Raw genomic sequence first — 22,372 nt, forward strand, 5'->3', positions numbered from 1 at the left:
TAACAAAAAATATTAAAACTTTACCAAACTTTTACTTTACTTTTATAAATATTCTTGATTAATTTTGAAAAAATAATTCATTAACTGCATTTGTGATCGCTATTTTCACATGAGCATAGGTTAATCCACCTTGCATATATAGAGCATAAGGCGGTCTAATTGGACCATCTCCAGAAAACTCAATACTTGCACCTTCAATAAATGAACCATCAGCCATAATCACTTGATCTTCATATCCAGTGTCATTACTTGGAATAGGATCAACAAATGAATTAATTGGTGAGTTTTCCTGTAAAGTTTTAGCAAATCTGATCATTTTGTCTTTATCATGAAAAATCACTGTTTGAATTAAGTCAGTTCTTTCATCATTCCATTTAGGTGAAACCTCTAATCCCATCTTTTCTAATAAAGCTGATGAGTAAATTGCACCTTTAATAGCATTGCCGGTAACACTCGGTGACACAAAAAGGCCCTCAAAATAATCAAGATTATTATTTAAGCTGGCTCCTTCTTCGCGACCAATACCACCGGCCGTAAGTCTTGCCGCAGTGTTTTCAATCAGTTCGTACTTACCAACAACATAACCACCTATTTTTGCCAGTCCACCACCAGCATTCTTAATTAATGAGCCAGCCATTATATCAGCACCATATTCAGTAGGTTCATGTTGCTCAGAAAATTCTCCGTAACAGTTATCAACAAAAACTATACTTTTCGGCGAAACTTCCCTGATCATTTTAATCATTGGCTTGATTTTTGCCACTGTAAAACTTGGTCTGGTATTGTAGCCTCGTGAACGCTGAATGACAACCATTTTAGGTTGATGTTCTTTTAACAGCTTTCGTGCAGAAGCAAAATCAACACTGCCATCAGATAACAAATTAACGTGAGAAAACTTAACACCATATTGTTTCAAGCTACCACGACCATTACCGGCAATTCCAATAACTTGTTGCAATGTATCATAAGGCATACCAGTTAAATAGATTAGTTCATCACCTGGCAGCAAATTTCCTGCCATTGCAGTAGCCAAAGTATGAGTACCAGAAACAAACTGTGAACGGACTAAGGCATCCTCAGTGTTAAATATCTGTGCGTAAATACGATCTAGCTTATCTCGCCCGCTGTCATCTGACCCGTACCCAGTACTGCCAATTAAATCAGATTCAGCAACAGCTTTGTCTTTAAAAGCTTGTAAAACTTTATTTTGATTAAATAGAATATTTTGATCAATTTTTTCTAATTGCGGCGCTATCTGTTTGTCAGTTTCTGCTACTATTTCATTTAATTCATTTGGCCAGTTATTCATTTAACCAAACCTCAACTTTCTGTGTAATTTTATTTAAACAATTCGGATCTTTAAGCGGATCAAACCAAGTGACAGGTAATTGATGACGAAAATACGTCAGCTGCCTCTTAGCATATCTTCTTGAAGCTGTTTTTAAATTTGAAATGCAATTTTCAAGGTTATCTTGTTTTGCAAAATAAGGAAACAACTCTTTATAACCAATAGCCTGCAGGATTGTATATTCTTGAGCACGATTTTGATAAACAAATTTTGCTTCTTCAAGCAAGCCTTGTTCCATCATCTGATCAACACGCAAATCAATTCTACGGTAGATTTTAGCACGATCTGAATTGAGACCAATAATGAGGTAATCATATCTTGCCTTTATTTTTTTCTGCTGTTGTGAAAACTTTTTTCCTGTACGTTCAATTACTGTCAGCGCCCGTAAAACACGGCGAGAGTTATTTGATGGAATTTTTTGAGCGGCTTCTGGATCTCGCTTGTCTAACTCTGCCCACAATTCATTTTTACCATGTTCCTGCAAAAAGTTTTCCCATTTTTTCGTTGTCACTGATTCTTGGCGAGACGGTTCTCCTAATTTCATTTTGTTTAAAAGTGCATTAACATAAAAACCAGTACCACCTACTAAAAGTGGCAGCTTACTTTGGGCACTGATTTTCTCAATAGCTTTTTCCGCCTGCTCAATAAAATCTATCACAGAATAAGGCTCAAAAACTGATTGAGTATCAACAAGATAATGCCGAATAGCGGTTTGCTCTGTTGGAGTTGCTTTCGCTGTTCCAATAGCCACCTCTTTATAAACCTGCATTGAATCACCCGAAATTATTTCAGCATTTACTTTTTGAGCAAGCTGAATTGCCAAAGAGGTTTTTCCAATTGCCGTTGGTCCCACTATTGCCAAAACTTTCTGCATCTTTTTCCCTCATTCAATAAATAATATAGAAAAAACACGTTTGAAAAATTAACAAACATGTTTTCTATTTAATATTTGGACTTCTTAGTACGACCATTCCATTCATCAAAACCATTTTTTAACCACTTAATAGATGAAAAGTTCTTTTTCTGTAGAAATCTGGCAGCTCGCAGGGTAACTGATAAAGAATCAGAGTATAGGTAAACCGGAAGATCGGACCTTAATTCAGTATATTGATATTTAAGCATTGTATAAGGTAAGTTTCTGGCACCATCAATATGTTTTCTTTTGAAAGGTTCTTTTTCACGTAAATCTACAACCTGTGCTTTACGCATTCCCTTATTAAATTCATCATTGGACAAGTCTCCACCGCCCAAGCGCTTAGTCTGTATTTTATTCCATAACCAAACTGCAACAAAGGCTAAAATTATTATAATTAAAACCGCATCTAGAATAACTAAAAAAGTTGACATAAATTGTATTTCTCCTACTTAAAAGTTTCTAAAAACAATATACTCTTAATGTAGCTTAAGAGCCATGCTTATTTTTATTTCTGCGTTCTTCATATTCATATTCACGGCGCAGTATTATTTTTGCAATTAAATAATCATGCTTATCGATTAAATGTGAACGGTTGATATTATCTAGTTCAAGAGCCATTAGCTCAATGTCCCAAATTCTTTTTCCTACATGGACAAAAATGCCGTATTTTTCCAAAAGCTGTTGTACATCATACAGAGTTTTCATTATAAGTTGATTACCATACCCATTCTGATAGTTGCCACACAATAAATTATCAAAGCACATACTGCAACAACACGCATTTTCATAGAATACTTTCTTAAGTTTTTTTCACCCAAAACTACAGCAATTAAAAATCCGGTTATAAAACCGCCAATATGTCCTGGGATATCGATATTAGGAGCAAAAAGATCAAGCACAATATTAATCAGTGCCAGCCAAAAAGATTGCCTACCTAAATAAACAAGAATCGGATTAGCACGATTTTGCAATGCAACAGCAGTCATTGCACCAAAAAGTCCAAACAAAGCAGTTGAAGCACCAGCACTAATAGCGTTATCGTTTCCCCAAGCTAGGCTTAAGAGATTTCCGCCAATGCCTGAAAGCAAATAGATAACTAAAAAACGCCAATGACCTATTATTGTTTCCATATAAACTCCCAGATAATAGATCATCACTGCATTTGATATTAAGTGCATAATTCCAATATGAAGGAATTGTGCGGTAAACAAACGCCACCACTGGTTACCTATAACAATAGCATCATTTTTCATAGCTCCCAATTTCATTAGAACGTAGATATTTTCGGAGCCGCCTATTGCAGTTTCAATTAAAAAGACTAAAAAAAGAATAACTAGAATACTGATAGTTATATAACAATTTTTCAGGTTTTGTCGCTGGTTCATAATAGCCTCAGTTATTTCGATAAAATTGATTCAGGAGTGATAATTGTTTGAATTGGAACATCAGTTGCTTCTATTTTCCACGCTGCAGTTTTAAAAATCATCTTTGAATTGACCAAAGCTACCGTCTTTGAACTAGGATGTTTTGCCAAAAAGCGATCATAATAACCACCGCCAAATCCTAAACGTTGATGCGAATCCAAAGCAAAAGCTAATCCGGGGACAATAATTAAGTCAAGATCATTATTAATCTGAGCATCCGGCTCACTTACTTCTTCTACACCAAATTTAGACTTAGTTAACTTAGTCATGTAACTATAATAAATGAAATCTTGGGAACGTTCACTGTTATCGTTAGCGCGAGCTAAATAAACATCCTTTCCTAGATCCCATAACTGTGCAATTAGTCCTGAAGTATCTACCTCATAAGTTAGAGAAGATGTTATCCCTACGCTTTGGCAGTTGCTAAGCAAATCAGAATTCATAATATTTTTAAGCAGAGTCTGATCTTCAGTGCTTTTTAGAGGTGTTTCCGCAAAATTGCTTAGTTTTTCTACTTGTTGTTTTCTAATTTCTTTTTTTGATTTTGTCATGATTCTTCCATATAAAAAATAGCAGGAGCATAGGCTCCTGCCATATTGGTTAATTACTTAGTTTCACGATGAAGAGTAGTATGTCTTTCGACTGGGCAATACTTCTTCAAACTTAAACGTTCCGGATGCTTACGCTTGTTTTTCTTAGATAAGTAACTTCTATCGCCACATTCGGTGCATTCCAAAATGATGTTATCTGCCATTTCTTTCACCACCTACGCTTTTATTCTGACTGTATTATCTTAGCATTTTTCTTTTATTATTACCAGTAATATTCATAAAATTCTATTTTTTATGTAATTTAAAGTAATCCTGCACCATTGCTTTAGTCATTTGTAGCGTATATGAACCTTCATGTTCGGGATCAAGTCCAGGAAATATTACAGCTGTTGCTATTTCAGGATTATTTGATGGCGCATAGCCAACAAAAGTAGCATTAACCAGCTCAGGCGGATTTTTTTGGTTAGGATTATCAGGATCGTAATAAAATGTTTGAGCAGTTCCTGATTTGCCGGAAATAGAAGGTTTTACATTTTTTAGTTTATGTGCTGTACCCCAAGAATTTGTACCATGAACAACACGCCAAAAGCCTTGTCTGACAATATTCAGCTCATCTGATGTCCAGGGTATACGTAACTGAACTTCTGGTTTTTTATTATAATCTACATAAACTTTTTTGCCGTTATTTGAAGTTCGTCCAATTGACTGCACCACATAAGGCTGCATTCTATAGCCACCATTTGCAATCGTAGAAACGTACTGAACCATTTGAATTAAAGTATAAGCATCATAGTTACCATAAGACAGGTCTAACACAGAACCTGAAAGAACCAATCCTTGATCATTAAATGATTTGCCCTGAATTCCGGAAATTTCTCCCGGTAAGTCAATGCCAGTTTTTTGACCTAATCCAAACATATTAAAATTATGTCGTAAAGGTTCAAACGCCGTTTGTGGCATATAAATTTTTGTTTTAGGAACATATGAAGCTTTAACCCATTTCATTGCTAAATGCATCATGTAAATATTACTTGAAACTTCAAGTGCCGTTTCTGCATCAAGGGCTCCAAAAGTACCTATTGGATAAACAGACTTTTTAACAGGAGTACTGGGCAAGTAAACCGGTGTATCAGGCATTACATTATTTGTGGGAGTGATTACCTTATTAATCAATCCTCCACCTACCATTGCGCCTTTAACAGCTGACCCCATTACAAAAGACTGATTAATTACCCCTAATGCGTTATTAGTAGTTTTATTCTTCTTTGGGTCACGACTAATACCAGCAATAGCCAAAATCGCACCAGTTTTGGGATTCATGGCAACAGCATAAGCTCCATTTGAATAGCGAGCCGCTCCTGAACCAACAGCTGACGCATAGATATTTTCTAATGAACTTTGAACCTCTTTTTGATATTTAGCATCAAGCGTTAAAACCAAACTTGCACCAGCTTGACCAGAATAAACCGATTTCGATTGTTCAATATCGCCTGAATTTTTAGTCCAAACTTTACTTGTGGCTTTCGTTCCTTTTAGCAGTGGTTCATATTTTTCTTCCAAATATGAAGTACCTACTCTGTCATTTCTAGAATAGCCATTGGTTAAATAATATTGTAAATTATCACTAGGCAAGCCAGCTTTTTCAGTTGATACAGAACCAATAATGCTGCGAATCGATGAACCATTAGGATAAGAACGTTGCCAATCAGTACCAATGCCTACACCGGGCAAATCAGAAAGATGTTCGCCTACTTCCGCAATTTCTTTATCTGTTAAGTGATTATTTTTAATATAAATGGTAGAAAGAGTGTACGCCCCTGAAATCTTATTGTAAATTAAAGCCGCTGTTTTTTCACGTGCACTTAATTTAACATGTTCAGCACTAACTTGCTCTTGGATTCTTTTATTAATTAAATTATCATCCTGTGTTGCTCTCACTGATTTAGGAACTTTAGCCGCTTCCTTGGCACTATTATTTTTATTAGCCAAATAATAATCAATTACTTGCTGCTGTGTCGGTTTTTCGTCTTTAATTGAAATGTATTGACTAAGAGAATTTGAAATTGAATAAATATCTTCACTTGTAGTAGAAACACTTTTGGTGTAGGTAATAGCATTCTTAGCTCTATTTCCTACCAATACGCGCCCTTTGCTGTCATACATAACCCCACGAGGAACTTGACTTGAAACTACAGCAGAATTAGATTTTTGCACTTCAGCCTTAAAACGAGAACCATAGCCTATTTGCAAATATGCCAGTTGTCCAATTAACGTAGCAAAAAGGACAAAAATAATCCCCAAAATTATTTTCATCCTAATTGGAGTTGAAGCTTGTTTTTTGGAATTATTATTTTTAGTCTTTAGCTTTTTCTTAAAAAAATTCAATTAGACTCAACCTCACTAAACTAGTGTAATTTTAGCAAAAACTAGATGACAAATCTATTGAGATGTTAACGTTTTGAAAAAACTTTAATAGATAAGTTGCAAATGACAAGTAATAAAATAGTTATAGACACTTCATAAAAAATCTTCTGTAAATTATTTATTTGTAATAAAATATTGATGGGATAAAAAATTTAGAAAGAAGATCAAACTATGACACTTAAATTTCAAATTGGAGTTGACGCAGGCGGAACCCATACTATGGCGATTGCTTATGACTTAAAAGGTCATGAACTTGCACGTGCACAAGCTGGGCCAGGTCAGGTAAACACTAACTACGCCAGTGCAATAACCAATATTACAAATGCTATAAACAAGTTAATTGATGAAATCGATGGTGACTGCCAACGTATCTTATGTGGAATAGCTGGCTTATCTGTTGTTGGCCATGCACCTGAAGTAGCAGCTGAGATTTCAGCTAAAGCTAATAACTTACCAACCAGAGCAATTACTGATTCACTTTTAGCTCTTTATAATGGTCTTGAAGGTGAAGATGGTGGCTTAGTGATCGCCGGTACTGGTTCAGTTTATAATGGTTTACAGAATGGCAGAATTATCACAACCGGAGGATATGGCGCCATTTTAGGTGATGAAGGTTCCGGATACGCGATTGCTTTGTCAGCTTTAAAGTCTGCCTTACTTAGTTGGGACAAACGAGAAGAAAATGAACTAATTTCAATGTTCAATAAATTATTCAAAGTTGACAACCTAAATGATGCAACAGCTAAATTTTATAAGACAGCAAACGCTGACTTTGCGTCAATGGCCGTTAATGTAGCACAACTAGCTGATAAAGGTAATCCTTTTGCATTAGCAGTAATCAAGGAACAGGCAGAACTTCTTGCACGTGATATTATTATTGGCATGAATCGTTACGAAGATCCTAAACCAATGAAAATTGCATTAACTGGTTCTGTGCTTGCTAATAATCACATGCTGCGAGATTTTCTTGAAGACAAGGTTCGGGAACAGTATCCAGACGCACAATTTTCAATTTCTAACGGTGAGAATGCTCGAGGTGTGGTCTTTGATAAAAGCAAAGATTACCGCTACTTTACCAGTCACTAGAAAAAGCATAAAAAAGCCAGAACATATTCATTTAAGAAAACGTATATGCTCTGGTCTTTTTTTATCGAAAATAGTAAAACACTTTTGTAAAGACTGCTAACTATTCCTCTACTTTATTGATCACTACATCAAATTTACCACCAGGTGTTGATATAGTTACTGTTTCACCCTTTTTTTTGCCTAGAATTGCTTGGGCTATTGGCGAATCGTTAGAAATCTTACCATTCATCGGATCAGATTCATCACTACCAACGATGGTATATGTTTCTGGTTCATCTTCACCAACTTCAGTATAAGTTACCGTTTTACCCACTGCAACTTCATCTGGATCGCTAGAATTAGCATCAACCACATGAGCATATTTGAGCATTTCTTCAACAACACTAATACGATCTTCTAAATGGCTTTGTTCGTCTTTGGCAGCGTCATATTCAGAGTTTTCGGACAAGTCACCATAAGAACGAGCGACTTTAATTCTTTCGATCACTTCAGGGCGCTTCACGACCTTTAGATTTTTTAATTCTGCTTCCAGTTTTTCCTTTCCTTCAGCAGTCATCGGATAAGATTTTTCAGGCATTAAATTTTCACTCCTTAAAGTTAAATTTCTTTTTGCAAAGATCTATGATATTACTTTAACGATTAAAGTCAACCATTAGCGTATTTCTGCTTTAAGCTGCTTTTCGAGACTTGAATCAATAGAATTTATTGCTTCATTAACAATTTCATCGGTTAAAGTATCATTTTCATTTAAGAAAGTTAAACGATAAGCAAAACTCTTTTTATCTTCGGCAATGTGAGACCCACGATATACATCGATAATGCGTAAATCATGGAGGTACTTGCCACCATTTTCTTTGATGACATCTTCAACAGCTTGGTTAGTAACTTCCTGAGCTACTAGAATTGAAAGGTCACGTTCAACTGCAGGGAATTTCGGGGCAGTTTGTGCTGTAGTATGTGGGTTAAGAATTAGTGGAATAATATCATCGAGATTTAACTCGTAACCATAAATTTCGCTATCCTTCATAGCTTTATTAGATTGTGTGACAGTGCGGTCTAACATACCAATCATGCCAACATATTTGTTCTTAATGTATATACCGGCAGTTCTGGTGGGATGCATATACATAATTACTTCAGCCTTGTATTCAACATCATCTGTGTCAATCCCCAAAGCTAAAAACAAGTTGGTAAGTTGTCCTTTAACATAAAAGAAATCCATTTTTTCATTATTGTTTTGCCAATTTTCAAAATAAACATTACCACTATATAGTGCAGCTAAATGTTCATGTTCATTATAAGTATTATTTTCGAAGTCATAGACACGTCCTTGCTCAAAAATTGCCAGTTGATTTTGCTTGCGAGCCATATTATAGGCTGCAGCATCTACAAGACCTGTCATAAGGTTTTGTCTCAGAGTTGAACGGTTTGAATTCAATGGCATCTGGACCTCAACTGGCCTCTTAGGTTCTTGGGAAAAGCCAATTGCTTTTTCAAGTGAAGTTAGTGAATAAGAAATAGCTTCTATTAAACCTTGACCTTGAACAATATTCTTAATACGTCTAATGGCTTCTTCTTTTTTAGAATAGCCACCATGTGTTTCTGCTAAAACTGGCTGTGTAGATTTGATATTATCATATCCATATAAACGTCCAACTTCTTCAACAAGATCAGCAGGAATAGCTACATCCCAGCGCCGCGCTGGCACATCAACAATTAGTTCATCATTATTAATTTCTGCCTTGAAATTCAAGCGGGAAAAAATTGTAGCAATTTCTGATGAAGAAATATCAGTACCCAAAACTTTATTTATGTAAGAAATCGTTGTTTTAATTCGAACTGCTTGCTTTTCTTCACTACTTCCCGTAATCACACCTTCATTTATTTTTCCAGAAGCATCATTACGCAGTAACAGAGCAGCCATATCTAATGCCCGGGTTGTTGCATCCCAATTAACACCTTTTTCATAACGACTAGAAGCTTCTGTCCGATTAGCGTGACGCAGAGCAGCTTTTCTAATTAAGGTTGGATCAAAAATAGCAGACTCTAACAAAACATCAGTAGTATCAGCTTCAATTTCAGAATTAAGACCTCCCATAACTCCGGCCATCATCACAACTTCTTCACCATTTGTTATAACAATGTCATTAGGATCAAGATCAACTTCTTTATTGTTTAAAAGTGTCAATTTCTCGTTCTTATTAGCTTTTCTAACCACTAACTTATTTGTTTTAAAAGCACGAGCATCGTAGCTGTGCATTGGCTGGCCGGTTAAAAGCATAATATAATTTGTCACGTCAACAACATTATTAATGGGTCTAATGCCGGCATTCCAAAGCCGCCTTTGAAGCCAAAGCGGGCTGTCCCCTATTTTCACATTACTGATTTTGCGTAAATAGAACTTAGGTGCAAGCTCAGGATCAACATCTAAAGTGAAGTCTTTTGTCCAATCTGGACCGTCTTCCTTAAGGGTTATATCTTCAACTCTGACAGGTGTGTCAGTAATAGCACCGACTTCATAAGCTGAGCCTTCCATTGATAAGGTATCAGCGCGATTCGGAGTAATGTCAAAGTCAAAAATATAATCATCCATTCCTAACGGAGCAAATGCGGACTGTCCTGGTTTGATATCGGAATCTTTAGGAAAAACATATATACCCTTCGCATATTTTTCAGGTACCAAATTATCTGGAAATCCTATTTCTTGTAAGCCACAAATCATACCATTTGATTCATTTCCACGTAATTTGCTTTTTTTAATTTTTACATTACCAGCAATCCGAGCACCAGGTAAAGCCACCACTACATCTTCTCCAGCAGCAACATTAGGTGCACCACAGACAATTTGATGAGATTCATCTTCTCCCACATCAACATGAGTAAGATTCAGGTGTGTGCCAGCAATTGGTTCACAATCAATAATATGACCAACAACTATCTGTTTCATACCCTCTTCAGGATGCTTGACACCGGCTACTTCGATACCTGTACGTGTTATTTTTTCAGCTAACTCCTTAGGATCTTGGTCTAAATCAATAAAATCCTTCAACCAACTATATGAAACCAGCATTATCTTTCCTCCTTACTGAATTGCTCTAAGAAGCGAACATCGTTAGTATAGAAATCACGAATATCATCAATACCATATTTAAGAATGGCAAAACGGTCTAATCCCACGCCAAAGGCAAAACCACCATAAACATTTGAATCAACTCCAGCATTTTCGAGAACATTAGGATGAACCATTCCAGCACCTAAAACTTCGATCCAGCCAGTATATTTACAAATTGAGCAACCCTGGCCATTGCAGTTAAAGCAGGAAACATCCATTTCAACAGAAGGTTCAGTAAAAGGAAAGTAACTAGGACGCAGACGGGTTTCGCGGTCTTGACCAAAAATATGCTTTGCCATTAATTCCAAGGTTCCCTTTAAATCACCCATCGTAATGTTTTTATCAACTACCAGACCCTCCATTTGCATAAACTGATGTGAGTGAGTAGCATCATCATCATCACGACGATATACTTTACCTGGTCCTACCATCTTTAAAGGACCCTTGGCAAAATCATGTTTTTCTAATACTCGTGCCTGGTCACCAGAAGTCTGAGAACGTAATAAGTCTTCAGAATCTATATAAAAGGTTTCTTGCATGTCTCTTGCCGGGTGGTCTTTTGGCAAATTCATCATTTCAAAACAATAATGATCAGTTTCAATCTCTGGTCCTTGCACAACTCTATAACCCATGCCAATAAAATATTTTTCGAGATCATCCAAAATGATATTGATTGGATGCTTTGTACCAAGATGCATTTCGCGACCAGGTAAAGTAACATCGATTTTTTCTTTTGCCAGTTGTTCCTCAACTAAAGCTGCTACTATTTCATTTTTAGCATCATCCAGCTTAGCATTGAACAGATCCCGCAATTTATTTACTCGTTGCCCAACTTCACGTCTATCACTTGGATCAATATCTTTCATTGAATGAAGAATAGTTGTCAATTCGCTTTTACGACCAGTTAATTTAACACGAACATCATTTAACTTTTCTTCATTTTTAGCCTTATCGATCTCATCAAGACCTTTTTCACGCAGTTCTTTTAACCTGTCAAATAAGTCCATAAAATTTTTCCTTTCAAATCAAACAAAAAAGCTTCATCCCAAAAGGGACGAAGCTTCGCGGTACCACCCTAGTTTGGACACCAAATGCCCACACTCATGTTTCGATAACGGTGAATACCGGAATGGATTAGATTCTACTAGTAAGATGAAATTCACAGTTCTGTTTAGACTTTTCTTTCAGCTCAATAAAAAAGTCTCTCTGATTAAATGAATGCTGCTACTAGTCTTACTCTTTGTAATTAGTTAATAGAATATATCTTTTTTAAAAAACTTGCAAGTGGATTAGACAAATTAGACCCATTTATCGGCCCAACCATGAATTTGATCAAAAACGGGCTTTAATTCTTCACCCTTTTGTGTCAGACTGTAAGAAATAATCTTTGTTTTACCATCAACTGAACGGTTAACAATATCTTCTTTTTCTAATTCTTTTAATCTTTCAACTAAAACACGGTCAGAGCAAGGCAACACGCATTGTGCTAAGTCTTTAAAGCGCATATAATCTCCGGCACAGAGTGAACTAATAATTAAACCGTTCCACTTTTTACCAATAATTTTAAACGCGTTAATAAAATGTTTGCAGTATTCATAATTTGAAGCGCCACAACCCGCACAGTTTTTGTCCTTAATACCTTGAGCCATGATACAGTCCTCCCACAAGAAAGTGTCTACTTTGTGTTTATTATATTAAATATACTTACTAAAAACAAGTATTAATAGTCAGGAGAAATAGTAGATGATGATTCCAGCTGCTACTGCAGCATTCAATGATTCAGCTTCGCCTTTTATAGGAATATATAGTTTCTGATCACAGATTTTTGCTATTTCTGAAGTAACACCATGTGCTTCGTTACCAATAACAATACCAACTTGCGGTACTTTTTTAAATTCTGGTAATTCCTTGGCGTTTTTATCTAACATACTTGAATAAATTGGTATTGCATTATCCTGCATTTCTTTTATTACATCAATCAAATCTTGAACAACTAACTTGATATGAAATTGACTTCCTTGCATTGCGCGCTGAGTCTTAGGATTATAGATATCAACACTTTCAGGTGATAAAACAACACCATCAAATCCCGCCGCATCTGCTGTCCTAATAATTGTACCGACATTCCCAGGATCTGCCAGATGGTCTAACAAAACCCATTTACCAAAATTAAAATGGTAGTTTTGCGGTTGAGTAATTTTTAAAACCATAAATATATCTTGTGAATTTTTAGTGCTGGCAAGATGATGGGCAACAGTAGAGTTAATTACGAAAGTATTCATACTTGTCAATAAGTGAGGAAAAATATCTTGAATCTTAGCTAAAGCTTCTTCAGTGCCTAAAAGATACTTGTACTTTTCGTTTGCATTGAGAGCTTCAGTGACTAGGTGAAAGCCTTCGATTACGTATAATCCATTTTCTTGGCGATATCTTTTTTGCTTCAGTTTACTTAATTCTTTTACCAATTTATTTTTTAATGAACTTATTTTTTTAGACATTAAGGTATCTTCTTTCGTATTTATCAATATTATTTTTAATTTCAAGCTGATAAAATGTTAAAATCAAGAAAGTAGGACTAGGAAGGATTATTATGGGATTTTTTAACAAACACAAGAGCGAAAGAAAAAGCGATCCAACTGATAATTCAAGAGAAACTTGGCAATTAACCATTTCAGGCATTGTCCAGGGTGTAGGTTTTCGCTGGAGCGTATTAAACCTTGCTCAAAAAATGGGAATGACTGGCAGTGTTCGTAATAACAGTGACGGGACAGTCACAATTACTTTACAGGCAGAATTAAGCCGAGTCAATCAATTTTGTGCTGAATTACCCAAAAATATTTCTCAATTTGCTCGCATTTCAAATATTAAAAAAGAAAAACTAACAAAAGTAAGCAAAATGACTGGTTTTCATGTATTATATTAGTTATTGGCAAAAAATAATAATTGGGTGAATTGAATGAAAAAATTTCGCAAATATATCGGATTAATTACTGTTTGTTTAACAGTCATGTTATTTGTTACTGCTTGTGCACAAAATGGTGGGGTTAATAAACCGCCAACAGGCTTTATATACGGGTCAATCTATAAATTTATCGGTAAACCCATGCAAAATATAATGCTCTATTTTTCTAACCTCATAGGTGGAGCTAATGGAGCTGGCTGGTCCATTATCATAATGACTTTTGTAGTTAGAATGATTCTTTTGCCGTTAATGCTTAATCAACAAAAGAAATCAACTAACCAGCAAGAAAAAATGGCACGTCTGCAACCGCAGATGAAGCTAATTCAGGATACTATGAAACGCAAAGATCTAAATCAAGATCAGCAAATGACTTTAACCGGCTGGCAGCGTGAACTATATTCTAAAAATCATTTATCATTAACTGGGGGAATGGGCTGCTTACCGTTAATCATCCAGTTCCCGATTATGATCGGAATCTATGATGCTGTAATGTATTCAAAGAGTTTGGCAAGTTCGTCATTTTTCGGTATTTCACTAAGCAGCAGGTCTATATCAGTAACGGTGTTTGCCACTATTTTTGCTTTTGCTCAAGGCTATCTTTCATTAGTAGGAATTCCCAAAGAGCAAAAGAAGCAAATGCAATCTATGATGCTCATGAATCCCATTATGACGCTCTTCATCTGCCTCTCTGTATCTGGTTCAGTTGCTTTATACTGGGCTGCCGGAAACTTTTTCTCCGTTATTCAACAGTTGATAGTAACATATATCATTATGCCTAAAGTTAAGAAAGAAGTAGACGAAGAATTAAAACGTGAACCTATTACAGAAGTTGTAACAAAGGAAAAAGTAGATGAGCTTCTTAACGTTAAGAAGGCTTCTCCTGCTCAGTCCCAACAAACAAAACAATTGCACGAAAACTTACGTAATCGCAACAAAGGTAAGCAACAAAGACGACCTTAGTTGTTTTATTAAGTCCCAAAAGTGGTCCAACTTTCTGGCTCACATACAAGTTGATAATTAAAAAGACCCTTTAAGTCTAAATTTGATTACATTAAACAGATAATCAATAGGCTTCTTAGGGTCCTTTTTAATTTGTTTCTTTTTTATTTTTCTTTGCTTTTTCAGCTTCCTCACGTTTATGCAATTTTTGGGATTGAGCTTTTGTAAGTGCTGGGAATTCTATTATAAACTGACTTCCTTGTCCTTCTACAGATTCGACACCGATTTTCCCATGATAACTGGTAACTAACTTTTGAGCAATTGATAAACCTAAACCGTTGCCACCCTTTTCTCTAGTTCTAGCTTTATCAACTCTGTAAAACCTATTGAAAATTTTGCTTTGTTCTTTTTCAGAAATACCTTCACCAAAATCCTGGACTATAATATGCACATCATATTGCGACAATCCTGCTGAAACATTCATTTCCTTGCGGTCCGTGGAATATTTAATACCGTTATCAATTAGAATAACAAGTAATTGTTCCAAATGGCCTTGATAAATTTGAATTTCAGTATCGCTAGGTAAATCGTCCATATCCAGTCTGATAACAAAATCCTTATGAACCAGTGACATATCACCAACGACCCGTTTAAGAACTTCAGAAACTTTGGTCACAGCATTAGGGTACTGTACATTAATTTGTTCAGCACGCGTTAAATCAAGCATTTCTTGAATTAAATGCTGCATTCTTTTAGCTTCTTGTAAAGAAGCATCAATTGATTCTTCCAAAATCTCTGGGTCATCCTTGCCCCAGCGTTTAAGCATGTTTAAATGACCTTCAATTACCGCAACAGGAGTGCGAAGTTCATGAGAAACATCACCCACGAATTCCTTTTGCTGATCAATATAGCGTTGCATTCGATCTAACATTTGATTAAAAGAAACTGCTAATTCTTGTAATTCATCATGACGATGGAAATCCCTGATTCTTGCAGTACTATTTGGATCATCATTAACTTCTAAAGCAACTCGTGACATTTCTTTCACAGGCTTTACAATGTCACGAACAATTATATAAGCTACCAGTGTAAAAAGTACTATAGCTATTAAAGAAATTCTTACCATCCACTTTAACAGGTCTTTCATTAACCCATTGTAATATGTCATTTTATTAGCAACAACTATATAACCTGTAACTTTTCCTGAATGAGCAGCTCTAACTTTTTGATAAGTAATCAGTTCTTGTCTATGATTTTTAGAAGTACGAGTCATCTCGTAGTCACTTTTTATTTTTTTGAATGGAATGATTTTACCGCCATTATCAAAAACATCCTCGTGTCTAAGATTATAAACGACAACACTCAAATCAGGATTTGTTAGCGATGACAGCAAATCGTCATTAAATGCACTATTATTGTGTTCATCAAAATTAATAGGAGGATTGCCCTTTAATACTTCTCTTGCTGACGGTGTTAAAGCAGGAACAACATTAGCAATCTCTAATTGCTTAGGTATTTTGTTCAAACTACTATTGAGTTTGCTTACCATCTCATTCGATGTTTCTTTTTGCTGGACCATCGATTGCTGTCCAACAAATGAATAGATTATTACAGAAAAAGCAATAAAAGAGACCATAATCGTCAAGGCAACGATACTTACCCACCGTAATACCAACGATGAATGCTTGGTCTCTTTTTGGGATCTATTTTTACTTCTTCTCATCATCCTCATCTCTTACCATGTACCCAGTTCCACGGACTGTTTTGATATATGATTGTTTACCAGGCACGTCAATTTTATTGCGTAAATAACGCACATAGACTTCGACAACGTTTGTTTCGATATTTGAACCAGGTCCCCAAATTTTTGCCAGCAACTGATCACGGCTAACCACGTTGTTTTTATTCTTAATCAAAGTCATGAGCAAGTTATACTCACGTTTAGTTAAGTCAACAGCTTTACCATCTCCACGGCGAACAATTCTATTTGCAGTCTCAATAGTAAGGTCCTTGAATTTTACTACCTTCTTTTCAACAGAATCATCTGATGCGTCTTTTTCAATTTTTACTCTTCGTAAAACTGCACGCAAGCGTGCCAAAAGCTCTTCAATTGCAAATGGCTTAACAATATAATCATCAGCTCCATGATCAAGACCAGAAACGCGGTCAATAACAGAATCACGTGCAGTCATCATAATGATCGGTGTACTTTTAACTTGACGAACTCTTCGGGCAATTTCTAAGCCGTTAAGATCAGGAAGCATCAGATCTAGCAGAATAGCATCAAAATCTTCTTTTAGGGCCAAATCTAATGCCTTGCGACCATTACTTTCGACAACAGTATCATATTTTTCATGTTTTAATTCCAATTCCACAAAGCGCGCTAAATTTTTTTCATCTTCAACAATTAATATTCTTGCCATTTTTCGTCATCCTTTTAAAACTTAATTTTGATTAATTTAATTTAATTCTTGTCAACAAGTAAAGCATACTTTAAAAATGCTTTTAAAACAAGATTAAAAACCAGCATTTCAACAATACTGATTTCTAATTATATTTAATTATTCTTATTTAACTAATTGTGGTTCTCATTATTTTCTTTAAATAAATCTTTTAATTTAGCAAAGGCAGGGTTTATTTGTTCCTTTTCTTTCTTATCAAATTCATCTTCTGAGATCACAGCCCAACCTTTTCCTTCGGGATAAATATTTTGTTCTCTTTCTTCTGCAGTCAAAATTGTAGTTGGGATATGTAGTAAAATATTGTCTTCAATTGCTTTTTGCAAGTTAATAACTTCATTTTTCACTTTTACGATCGGAATGTCGCTTTCATCAATTTCTTCTTTAGCCACATCTATATCAGTATAATTTTCACTAAAGTGAAAATTTTCTGTATATTCAACGGGATTCAAACTGCGACTAGAAGGAACAATCAAACTGGCTTGCACTTGAAAGTCTCCGGTAACATATGGTTGATTGTAAAACGCATCACCTGAGACTATTACATTATCAACTTGATAAACTAAACCGTGACTTCGCTTAATAAATTCCTCTCTTAATTCAAGCTCGCATTCAATATGAGTCAGAGGTTCATTACTATTTTTTATTTGAGTAAAATTTAAAGTTAACATTTAGACCTCCAGCGGACGTTGTCCAAAGTTTTGATCAACCGCCATAAGTTGTTCAAAAAGGCGATCAACACGTAATTGTAATTTCATCGAACCATTTTTAGTATTTTTTTGATCAACCTTCGAAATAATATTCGCGGAAGTCTTTTTCCTGATTTCTTTAAGATATTTTCTCCCGAGTCTGCTGTAGCCTAGAAGTAAAAGCGATTCATGGTTAAAACTGTTAATCATGTCTTCCTGAGTTACATTTAAAAGCGTATACAGGCTTAGACGGCGCAAGCGAGAATACGTATAACGCTTTGACTTAACTCTTCGCAAAAATTCCGTAAAAGTTTGTGCTGCATGAATTTCATGTTTCATTTTATACTCAAGGCCTTCACTCATTTGGTATATTTTTCTCAATTCTGAAACTGAAGAAGATTCCAACTTATACTTCAAGAATGGAAACAACAGATTCCAATTTGGATAATTTTTCTGCTGAAATAAAAGCTGTACCTCTTTTTTAGGCAGCCATTGTTCTAAAGTATAATTAGTTTCATTATGGAGAATCATATTTCGAATTGCACTGGCGCTTTGAACAACTTTATTGCTCTGCAAGACATCATCATGACCGGCACCAATCCGATTAACTGGATGCAAAACTATGGGCGTACCCAAATTATGATTAGCAACAGCATAAGCCAAAGCAAGAATAGCATTGGGCTCACTAACTTCATGACCAACTTCTCTTGCTACCATTTGATTATATTGGGTTGAATAAGTTTGACTGTAATCATTAAAGTCCATGTGACTTTGTGGAATTTCAGCAATCTTACTACCTAAATAAGCATAATTTTGTGTAGCGTCTTCAACACCAAAAATTAAGTCAGTGACGCCGACTTTGACTAATTGGTCAATACTGCCAAGTGCAAACAAATCAGCTGGTTCAACCGAAGTGGAAAATGGCAGTTCAAGTACTACATCAGCACCACTTTCAAGCGCTGCCTGCGCACGAGACCATTTATCCATAATTGCCATTTCTCCACGCTGAACATAATTGCCTGACATGACAACAATGATCGGGTCTTTACTGCCTGCAATATAGCGAGCCTGATTCATTAAAAATTCATGCCCACTATGGAAGGGATTGTATTCCGCAATGATCCCTACTACACTCATTGTTAGCTAATCTTCCTTTAATTCTAATTTTTTGCCGTTAACCCACAGTTTTTCAACATTGTAAAAATCACGTGCATCTTCAGTAAAAACATTTACAACAACATCGCCTAAATCGAGTAGAAGCCAATTTGATTCACTCGTGCCTTCAACGCGATAATCATAATAATTAACCTTGTGAGCTTCATCAATGATAGCATTAGCTATAGCATGTAATTGTCTGTTTGAGCCTGCACTGGTCACAACATAATAATCAGCTAAAATACTATGTCCCTGCATATCGTAAGCTGCAGTATCTTCTCCATGACGATCACTAATTGCCTTTAGAGTAAAAGCCAATATTTCTTTACTAGTCAATTTTTCTCCTTATTCTTTAATACCCCAAACATTATAAGCGTCTAAAGTACGTGGATAGATTTTATTTCTTTTCTCAATTAAAAATTCAAGAGTATGTGCTAATTGATAGCCGACGCCCTGATCAAGATTAGCATAAGTTATTTTACGCGCTTCTTCAACTCCTGGAAATGACCTGCCAGGTTCGATGTAATCAGCCATAAATACAATTTTATCTAAAGTTGTCATTTCAACGTCAGCTGTTGTATGCCTGCGTACTGCCGTTAAAATTTCTGAATCATTAATTTTCAGATCTCTCTGAATAAAATATGTACCCACAATACCATGCCAAATGCTTCGATTCCAATTTAACAGGTCCTGATCAAAGCCCTTGGTTTTAATAACTTCACGATATTCCTCAACTGAAACTTGTTTTGCATAATCATGTATAAATCCAGCTAATTCGGCTTTATCTTCATCATATTGGTTTAACTTTGCTAATTTTTTAGCAGTTTTGCTAACTCCAATACAATGCTCAAAACGATCTTCAGTCATATTACTTTTTTCTTTAGACACAATTTCAGCACTAGATAGAACTGAATAAGTCTTTTTGAAAAACAAATTATTCATGATATATGCCTTTTTTCTGAATATAATTTCTGACTGTGTCAGGTACTAAGTATCTGATTGATCCACCAATCGCAATAGTTTGTCTAACAAGGCTGGAACTAATTGCGATGGCAGGAACATCAACCCAAATCATTGGTAATTTAGCTTTTTGGGGGTATCCGGCCCTTTGAACTCCGACAAGCGTTGCCAGTTGAGCCAATTTAGTAGGCTCTTTCCATTCACCTAAATTATTAACTTGATCGCTGCCCATAATCAAGTAATAATGATTTTCAGGTTGAGATTCACGTAAATATCTTAAGGTATCAACAGTATATGAAACTCCACCACGATATAGTTCAAATAATTTTACTTGGAACCGAGGATTATCTTGAGTACCCAACTCAAGCATATTTGCACGGTCTTGTGCAGAAACGACTGGCTGATCCTTTAATGGAGGAATATTGGTCGGAATAAACCAAATTTCATCAAGATGGAGTTTAGTCAATACTTGCTCCGCTACTATTAAATGACCTAAATGAATTGGATTAAATGTTCCACCCAAAATACCGATTTGACGCCCTTTTTTAGGCCCTATTTTTTCTTCGGCTACTTCAACAGTTGGCGTTTTTTGATAATTTTTAGCAATAGCAATCATTATATCCTCTAAATTAATGCACGTCTAATACCTAAACCAATTTTATCTGGTGTGTATATTCTAACCAAGCAATTTGCCGGGACGGTAACAAAACCTATTCCACCAAAGAGCAAATCACTTTTTTCTTTAGTATGATATTCCTGTCCTTTTAAAGGCGGCAACTCATCACTTTGTGATGGTGGGGCAAGTAATTCGCCAAGGTGTTTGGCAAAGAAACTATCAGCATTTTCCGTTTTAGTCCTGTGAATATATAATCCCCGTGCTGCATAAACCGTAAAACTTGCTTTCCCACCTTTTAAAAAGTCTACTCTGCCCAATCCAGCTAAAAATAAAGTGTTACCTGGATTAAGCTGAAAAGTTACAGGCTTAAGCTGCTTTTGCGGTGAAATCAAGCTCAATTCCTGAGCATTCAAACGCGTAGCCAGTTGATTTTCCGTTATTATACCCGGTGTGTCAACTAAAAAATGACCATTTGCCAGAGGAATTTCAATCTTATCAAGTGTTGTACCCGGAAAGCGGGAAGTGGTGATTAAATTTTGGATATCACCCATCTGGTCAATAACTGCATTAAGAAGGGTGGATTTGCCTACATTAGTCGTTCCTACAAAATAAACATCTTGATCATGTGAATTTTGATCTAAATACGCTATCAGTTCTGGCAAATTAGTCTTGCTTTTTGCACTTACCAGAAATATTTTCTTAGGATATAACCCAATTCGATTGGCTTCTTGCCGCATCCAATCCTTTATTTTGCTTTGACGCGAATTTTGAGGGAAAAGATCGAATTTATTGCCAACAAGAATAAAATCATTCTTTCCAATAAAGCGTTTAATTGCTGAAAGCAAGGAGTTGGTGAAATCAAATAGGTCTACAACATTTACAATTAAGGCTTTCTTCTCTGACAAGGAATTTAATAATTTTAAAAAATCATCATTGTCAGATTCGACTGGCATAATTTCATTATAATGGCGTAGCCGAAAACAACGCTGACAATAAATATCGTTGCCGTCAGCTTCACTTTCTTGCGCCTGTTTTAAACGCGAGGCAGGCAAATAGCCTGCTTCTTCTGCATTATCAGCTTGAAGAACTGCTCCGCAACCAATACAAATAATTTGGTCATCCATTTTTTAATGTCTCCTTAAATGTAACTGGGTGTGAAAGATTTAAAAAGAAAAAAATAATTTTCTCAAAAAAGCGATTAATACGTGTATTCCACTTATCAGTTTGAATAAGCGGTTTTACTAATACGGATTCTACACCAGCCAAATTTCCTGCTTGTATATCTGTGATTAACTGATCACCAACCATCATAACCTGGTCTTTTTTTATCCCCATACTCTTTCTTTTTTTAGTTATGGCAAAGGGCAACGGCTTTTTAGACTTGGCTACAAAGTCAATGTGATAAGGATTTAAAACTTTGCCTACTCTTTCAGCATTATTATTAGAAATCACAACTAACTTAATACTAGCTTGAGCTAATTTTTTATTGAGATTATTCATTTTTGCAGCAGTTTCGAACTCATTCCAAGCTAAAAGAGTATTGTCTAAATCTGAAAAAACAGCTTTGATACCTATTTGCTTTAGCACTTTAATATCTAAATGATAAATCGTGTCAATTGTATAGTGTGGTCTGAATAACATTCAATTTCCTTCTTATCTATCATTGCACTAGTTTAATATACCAAATTATCTACTGCAAGTGCTAAATTTCGACATAAAAAAACGGCGCCA

The 22,372-nt window shown here is 35.6% G+C and carries 25 protein-coding genes and 1 other annotated feature; of the genes, 3 read left to right on the forward strand and 22 right to left on the reverse strand.

Annotated elements, in window-relative coordinates; genetic code table 11:
- Nucleotides 1-58: 58 nt before the first annotated feature.
- The 8 genes from F5ESL0261_RS06370 to F5ESL0261_RS06405 all read right to left on the reverse strand — a co-directional run bounded on the left by F5ESL0261_RS06370 (nucleotide 59) and on the right by F5ESL0261_RS06405 (nucleotide 6,552).
- A complete protein-coding gene (locus tag F5ESL0261_RS06370) occupies nucleotides 59-1,309 on the reverse strand; it encodes a methionine gamma-lyase family protein (RefSeq protein WP_122052614.1) in 1,251 nt (416 codons plus the stop codon).
- Nucleotides 1,302-2,222: a tRNA (adenosine(37)-N6)-dimethylallyltransferase MiaA gene (miaA, locus tag F5ESL0261_RS06375; RefSeq protein WP_122052615.1), complete on the reverse strand. Its 921-nt coding sequence runs from the start codon at nucleotides 2,220-2,222 to the stop codon at nucleotides 1,302-1,304. Before miaA ends, F5ESL0261_RS06370 begins: the two co-directional genes overlap by 8 nt.
- Nucleotides 2,223-2,290: 68 nt before the next feature.
- Nucleotides 2,291-2,695, reverse strand: coding sequence for a rhodanese-like domain-containing protein (locus tag F5ESL0261_RS06380; RefSeq protein WP_034980205.1), 405 nt, complete (start codon nucleotides 2,693-2,695; stop codon nucleotides 2,291-2,293).
- Nucleotides 2,696-2,750: 55 nt separating this feature from the next.
- A complete protein-coding gene (locus F5ESL0261_RS06385; RefSeq protein WP_122052616.1) occupies nucleotides 2,751-2,969 on the reverse strand; it encodes a YqgQ family protein in 219 nt (72 codons plus the stop codon).
- Nucleotides 2,969-3,649 (reverse strand): rhomboid family intramembrane serine protease, encoded by a 681-nt coding sequence (locus tag F5ESL0261_RS06390; RefSeq protein WP_122052617.1) that lies wholly within the window; start codon nucleotides 3,647-3,649, stop codon nucleotides 2,969-2,971. The genes F5ESL0261_RS06385 and F5ESL0261_RS06390 overlap by 1 nt, the downstream gene beginning before the upstream one ends.
- Nucleotides 3,650-3,660: 11 nt before the next feature.
- Complete coding sequence (locus tag F5ESL0261_RS06395; RefSeq protein ID WP_122052618.1) at nucleotides 3,661-4,239, reverse strand: 5-formyltetrahydrofolate cyclo-ligase; 579 nt, start codon at nucleotides 4,237-4,239, stop codon at nucleotides 3,661-3,663.
- 53 nt (nucleotides 4,240-4,292) lie between these two features.
- Nucleotides 4,293-4,442 carry a 50S ribosomal protein L33 gene (rpmG, locus tag F5ESL0261_RS06400; RefSeq protein ID WP_081945351.1) on the reverse strand — a complete coding sequence of 50 codons (150 nt, stop codon included), beginning with the start codon at nucleotides 4,440-4,442 and terminating at the stop codon, nucleotides 4,293-4,295.
- Nucleotides 4,443-4,524: 82 nt separating this feature from the next.
- Nucleotides 4,525-6,552, reverse strand: a complete 2,028-nt coding sequence (locus tag F5ESL0261_RS06405; protein ID WP_370448906.1) for a peptidoglycan D,D-transpeptidase FtsI family protein — start codon at nucleotides 6,550-6,552, stop codon at nucleotides 4,525-4,527.
- A 282-nt stretch (nucleotides 6,553-6,834) separates the two neighbouring features.
- Between F5ESL0261_RS06405 and F5ESL0261_RS06410 the strand changes: the two genes are divergently transcribed.
- Nucleotides 6,835-7,749, forward strand: a complete 915-nt coding sequence (locus F5ESL0261_RS06410; RefSeq protein ID WP_122052620.1) for an N-acetylglucosamine kinase — start codon at nucleotides 6,835-6,837, stop codon at nucleotides 7,747-7,749.
- Between the two features lie 100 nt (nucleotides 7,750-7,849).
- Here the strand turns inward: F5ESL0261_RS06410 and greA are convergent, their stop codons facing one another.
- The 5 genes from greA to F5ESL0261_RS06435 form a co-directional block, all read right to left on the reverse strand.
- On the reverse strand, nucleotides 7,850-8,326 hold the full coding sequence (gene greA / locus F5ESL0261_RS06415; RefSeq protein ID WP_034980198.1) for a transcription elongation factor GreA: 477 nt from the start codon (nucleotides 8,324-8,326) through the stop codon (nucleotides 7,850-7,852).
- Nucleotides 8,327-8,401: 75 nt separating this feature from the next.
- The gene (gene pheT, locus F5ESL0261_RS06420) at nucleotides 8,402-10,819 is read right to left on the reverse strand and encodes a phenylalanine--tRNA ligase subunit beta (protein WP_122052621.1); all 2,418 of its coding nucleotides are present in this window, start codon (nucleotides 10,817-10,819) and stop codon (nucleotides 8,402-8,404) included.
- Nucleotides 10,819-11,868 (reverse strand): phenylalanine--tRNA ligase subunit alpha, encoded by a 1,050-nt coding sequence (gene pheS, locus F5ESL0261_RS06425; RefSeq protein ID WP_122052622.1) that lies wholly within the window; start codon nucleotides 11,866-11,868, stop codon nucleotides 10,819-10,821. Before pheS ends, pheT begins: the two co-directional genes overlap by 1 nt.
- A 40-nt stretch (nucleotides 11,869-11,908) precedes the next feature.
- Nucleotides 11,909-12,111 (reverse strand) — a binding site (T-box leader).
- A 48-nt stretch (nucleotides 12,112-12,159) separates the two neighbouring features.
- Nucleotides 12,160-12,510, reverse strand: coding sequence for a helix-turn-helix domain-containing protein (locus F5ESL0261_RS06430; RefSeq protein ID WP_122052623.1), 351 nt, complete (start codon nucleotides 12,508-12,510; stop codon nucleotides 12,160-12,162).
- 78 nt (nucleotides 12,511-12,588) lie between these two features.
- A complete protein-coding gene (locus tag F5ESL0261_RS06435) occupies nucleotides 12,589-13,359 on the reverse strand; it encodes an RNA methyltransferase (RefSeq protein ID WP_122052624.1) in 771 nt (256 codons plus the stop codon).
- Between the two features lie 92 nt (nucleotides 13,360-13,451).
- Between F5ESL0261_RS06435 and F5ESL0261_RS06440 the strand changes: the two genes are divergently transcribed.
- Nucleotides 13,452-13,784: an acylphosphatase gene (locus tag F5ESL0261_RS06440; RefSeq protein ID WP_122052625.1), complete on the forward strand. Its 333-nt coding sequence runs from the start codon at nucleotides 13,452-13,454 to the stop codon at nucleotides 13,782-13,784.
- Between the two features lie 33 nt (nucleotides 13,785-13,817).
- On the forward strand, nucleotides 13,818-14,783 hold the full coding sequence (gene yidC, locus F5ESL0261_RS06445; RefSeq protein WP_122052626.1) for a membrane protein insertase YidC: 966 nt from the start codon (nucleotides 13,818-13,820) through the stop codon (nucleotides 14,781-14,783).
- A 127-nt stretch (nucleotides 14,784-14,910) separates the two neighbouring features.
- On the opposite strand, the gene F5ESL0261_RS06450 is transcribed toward yidC, so the two are convergent.
- The 9 genes from F5ESL0261_RS06450 to F5ESL0261_RS06490 form a co-directional block, all read right to left on the reverse strand.
- Nucleotides 14,911-16,494, reverse strand: coding sequence for a HAMP domain-containing histidine kinase (locus F5ESL0261_RS06450; protein WP_122052627.1), 1,584 nt, complete (start codon nucleotides 16,492-16,494; stop codon nucleotides 14,911-14,913).
- On the reverse strand, nucleotides 16,472-17,185 hold the full coding sequence (locus tag F5ESL0261_RS06455) for a response regulator transcription factor (protein ID WP_034980187.1): 714 nt from the start codon (nucleotides 17,183-17,185) through the stop codon (nucleotides 16,472-16,474). The genes F5ESL0261_RS06450 and F5ESL0261_RS06455 overlap by 23 nt, the downstream gene beginning before the upstream one ends.
- A 152-nt stretch (nucleotides 17,186-17,337) precedes the next feature.
- Nucleotides 17,338-17,892 carry a DUF177 domain-containing protein gene (locus tag F5ESL0261_RS06460; RefSeq protein ID WP_122052628.1) on the reverse strand — a complete coding sequence of 185 codons (555 nt, stop codon included), beginning with the start codon at nucleotides 17,890-17,892 and terminating at the stop codon, nucleotides 17,338-17,340.
- Nucleotides 17,893-19,047, reverse strand: a complete 1,155-nt coding sequence (locus F5ESL0261_RS06465) for a nucleotidyltransferase (protein WP_122052629.1) — start codon at nucleotides 19,045-19,047, stop codon at nucleotides 17,893-17,895.
- A 6-nt stretch (nucleotides 19,048-19,053) separates the two neighbouring features.
- Nucleotides 19,054-19,401 carry a ribosome silencing factor gene (rsfS, locus tag F5ESL0261_RS06470; protein WP_045928307.1) on the reverse strand — a complete coding sequence of 116 codons (348 nt, stop codon included), beginning with the start codon at nucleotides 19,399-19,401 and terminating at the stop codon, nucleotides 19,054-19,056.
- Nucleotides 19,402-19,410: 9 nt separating this feature from the next.
- Nucleotides 19,411-20,007 carry a bis(5'-nucleosyl)-tetraphosphatase (symmetrical) YqeK gene (gene yqeK, locus F5ESL0261_RS06475; RefSeq protein WP_122052630.1) on the reverse strand — a complete coding sequence of 199 codons (597 nt, stop codon included), beginning with the start codon at nucleotides 20,005-20,007 and terminating at the stop codon, nucleotides 19,411-19,413.
- The gene (locus F5ESL0261_RS06480; RefSeq protein ID WP_109586476.1) at nucleotides 20,000-20,641 is read right to left on the reverse strand and encodes a nicotinate-nucleotide adenylyltransferase; all 642 of its coding nucleotides are present in this window, start codon (nucleotides 20,639-20,641) and stop codon (nucleotides 20,000-20,002) included. Before F5ESL0261_RS06480 ends, yqeK begins: the two co-directional genes overlap by 8 nt.
- Before the next feature lie 8 nt (nucleotides 20,642-20,649).
- Entirely contained in the window at nucleotides 20,650-21,765 is a 1,116-nt protein-coding gene (gene yqeH, locus F5ESL0261_RS06485; protein ID WP_122052631.1) for a ribosome biogenesis GTPase YqeH, read from the reverse strand.
- Nucleotides 21,758-22,282, reverse strand: a complete 525-nt coding sequence (locus F5ESL0261_RS06490; RefSeq protein WP_122052632.1) for a YqeG family HAD IIIA-type phosphatase — start codon at nucleotides 22,280-22,282, stop codon at nucleotides 21,758-21,760. The genes yqeH and F5ESL0261_RS06490 overlap by 8 nt, the downstream gene beginning before the upstream one ends.
- Nucleotides 22,283-22,372: the final 90 nt, after the last annotated feature.

The organism is Lactobacillus sp. ESL0261, from assembly GCF_003693025.1.
Taxonomy (GTDB): domain Bacteria; phylum Bacillota; class Bacilli; order Lactobacillales; family Lactobacillaceae; genus Lactobacillus; species Lactobacillus kullabergensis.